This window comes from Actinosynnema sp. NPDC059335 (assembly GCF_042752395.1).
GTDB lineage: Bacteria > Actinomycetota > Actinomycetes > Mycobacteriales > Pseudonocardiaceae > Actinosynnema.
Genome location: NZ_JBHYXZ010000182.1, coordinates 1 through 2,752 on the forward strand (window position 1 = coordinate 1; position 2,752 = coordinate 2,752).

At 77.6% G+C, this 2,752-nt stretch carries 2 protein-coding genes and 1 pseudogene; all 3 read right to left on the reverse strand.

What is annotated here, in order from left to right; all coding sequences use genetic code 11:
* Positions 1 to 373: pseudogene (locus ACFXGA_RS35155) on the reverse strand (hydrolase TatD); the annotation flags it as partial.
* Complete coding sequence (locus tag ACFXGA_RS35160) at positions 370 to 1,755, reverse strand: EboA domain-containing protein (RefSeq protein WP_378095695.1); 1,386 nt, start codon at positions 1,753 to 1,755, stop codon at positions 370 to 372. The pseudogene ACFXGA_RS35155 and the gene ACFXGA_RS35160, both read right to left, overlap by 4 nt.
* On the reverse strand, positions 1,752 to 2,752 hold a 1,001-nt coding region (locus tag ACFXGA_RS35165; RefSeq protein ID WP_378095698.1), incomplete at its 5' end, for a UbiA family prenyltransferase. The genes ACFXGA_RS35165 and ACFXGA_RS35160, both read right to left, overlap by 4 nt.

Genomic DNA, 2,752 nt, shown 5'->3' on the forward strand with positions numbered 1-2,752 from the left:
ACTCCAACTGCCGCGCGAACGCCACATCCTCCTCCGGCGTCATCGAGTCGTAACCCACCTCACCCACCGCCACCACCCCGTCCTTGGCGAGGTAGCGCGGCAGCACGTCGAGCACGCCGACGCACCGGGGGTCGTTGGCCTCCTTGGGGTTCAACGCGATGGCGCAGTGGTGCCGGATGCCGAACTGCGCGGCCCGGAACCTCTCCCAACCCAGCAGCGAGTCGAAGTAGTCGGTGAACGAGCCGACGCTCGTGCGCGGCTGGCCCAGCCAGAACGCGGGCTCGACCACCGCCGTGATGCCGACGGCGGCCATCGACTCGTAGTCGTCGGTGGTGCGCGAGGTCATGTGGACGTGCGGGTCGAAGATCGTCACGGTGTCCTCCCCAGCAGGCGCAGGGCGTCGGCGGGCACGGGCCGGCCGGCGGCCTCGCGCTCGGCGGCGTAGTCGGCGGTCATGCGGCGCAGTTCGTCGTCGGCGCGGCGGTCCAGGTCGTGCACGGCGGCCAGCGGCACGCCCATGAACAGGCACTTCAGCACGCCGTGCCGCCACGCGTGCTGGTCGAGGTGCGCGGCGGCGAACGGCCCGAGCGCGGCGGCGACCAGGCGGGTGTCGTTGGTGCGCAACGCGTCACGCACCAGCGGCAGGCCGACGTCCGGGTCGGTGTCGGGGGTGAGCCCGCGCAGCACACCGCGCCGTTCCGCGTCGTCGCCGAACCGGTAGAGGTCGGGCAGCTCGGAGGCGTCCGGCAGGGCCGCCACCAGCCGGGCGCGGGCGGCGTCGTCCACCGTGCCGTGCACCAGGCCGTCCGGGTCCTCCTCGGCGCGCACCGGCCCGCGGCCGACCGCCCGGCCGGCGGCCGGGAACAGCGCGCGGATGGCCGCCGGGTCGGCGCGGACCCGGCGTTCGGCCTCGCTGAGCCAGTCGGGGGTGGTGGCGGCGCGCAGGGCCGCCATCGCGCGGCGGGCGACCTCGGGCGCGGCGTGGCTGTGCCGGGGCAGCTCCACGGCGGCCAGGCCGCGGTAGCCGATGTCCTCCAACGCGGCCAGGGTCTTGCGCAGGTCCAGCGCCCCCTCGCCGAACTCCAGGTGCTCGTGCACGCCGGGCAGCATGTCGTCCAGCTGCACGTTGACGAGCAGGTCCCCGGCCCGCGCGACGCAGGCCGCCGCGTCCTCCGGTTCGACGGCCACGCAGTGCCCCACGTCGAGCGTGATGCCCAGGACGTCCGGGTCGCCCAGCTCGGCCCGCAGGGTCAGCGCCTGGTCGAGCCGCGCCACGACGTGACCCGGTTCGGGTTCCAGGCCGAGCCGCACCCCGGCCCGCGCGGCGAGGTCCACCACCTCGGCCACGCCGGACGTCAGCCGGGACCACGCCTCGTCGGGCGGCACGTCGGGCGGCCGCACCCCCGCCCAGAAGGACACGCACTCGGCGTCGAGGTCGCGGGCGATCGCGATGGCGCGGCCGAGGAAGTCGATCCGCCGCACCTGCCCGTCGGACACCAGGGTCGGGTGGTGCTTGCGGTGGGGGTCGAGGAGGTAGCGCGCGCCGGTCTCCACGACGACGCCGAGGCCCAGCTCCGCCAACCGGCGCGCCACGGCGTCCACGCGGCGGGCGAGGTCGGGCGCGTAGGGGTCGAGGTGGTGGTGGTCGAGGGTGAGCGCGACGCCGCGGTAGCCGAGGTCCGCGATGACGGCGAGCGCGTCGTCCAACCGGTGGTTGGCGAACCCGTTCGTGCCGTACCCGAGCCTGATCGTCATGTCGGTCCCACCTTCCGGCCGAACTTCCGCGCCAAGGGCAACGCCCCGGCCACCGCCAACGCCGACCACACCGAACCGCGCGCCGCGAGCGCCGCCTGCAACGGCACCATGCCGTGGATGCCGGCCGCGGTCGCCGCCCGCACCTCGCCCGCGCCGCCGCCGGACCGGACGGCGGCCAACTGCGCCCGTCCCACCAGGCCCGCGTACACCGCCGCGCCCACGGCCGACCACACCGCGGACCGCGCGCCCACCGGCCGCCGATCCCGCGACCGGCCCGGGTGACCGGCTGCCGGCCGGTCGCGCACGCCGGCCGACCGCCTTCCGAACGCGCCGGCCGACCGCCGCCCGCGCGCATCAGCGGCGGGTCCTCCGTGCGCGTCAGCGGCCGGTCCTCGGTGCGCATCAGCGGCCGGTCCTCCGTGCGCACCTGCCGCCGACCCCCCGTGCGCACCGGCAGCCGGCCGCTCGCCCGCGAGCTGCCCTCCGCGCGGACCCGCCGAAAGCCGGTCGCGCACGCCGGCCAACCCACCGGACCCCGCCTCACCCGGCCCTCGCGCGCCCGCCGCCACGGCCGCGAGCGCGGTGGCCGCCGTGCCCGCCAGCACCGCCCGCGCCACCCCCGGCGACGTCCCGTGGACCTCCCCGCGCGACAGCACCGTCACCCCCAGGGTGTGCGCCGCCATCACCGACGCGGCGGGCAGCGCCTCGCGCACCCCGTCCGCCGGCGCGCCGAGCAGCACGTCCAACCCCCGGCACGCGGCCATCGCGAACGGACCGGCCGGGGTGTCCTTCAGCACCACGTCGTACGCCCACACCGCACCCGTCAGCGCGGCCGCCGTGCCCAGCGCCCGACGACCGCCGGCCGCCGCCGCGAGCGCCAGCCCGAGCACGCCGAGCCCGCCCGCCACCGCCAACGCCCGCTCCGGGCTCACCCGGCCGGACGGGATGGGTCGCTCCGGCCGCGTGGCCCGCGGCCCGCGCGCGGGGGGGCACACGT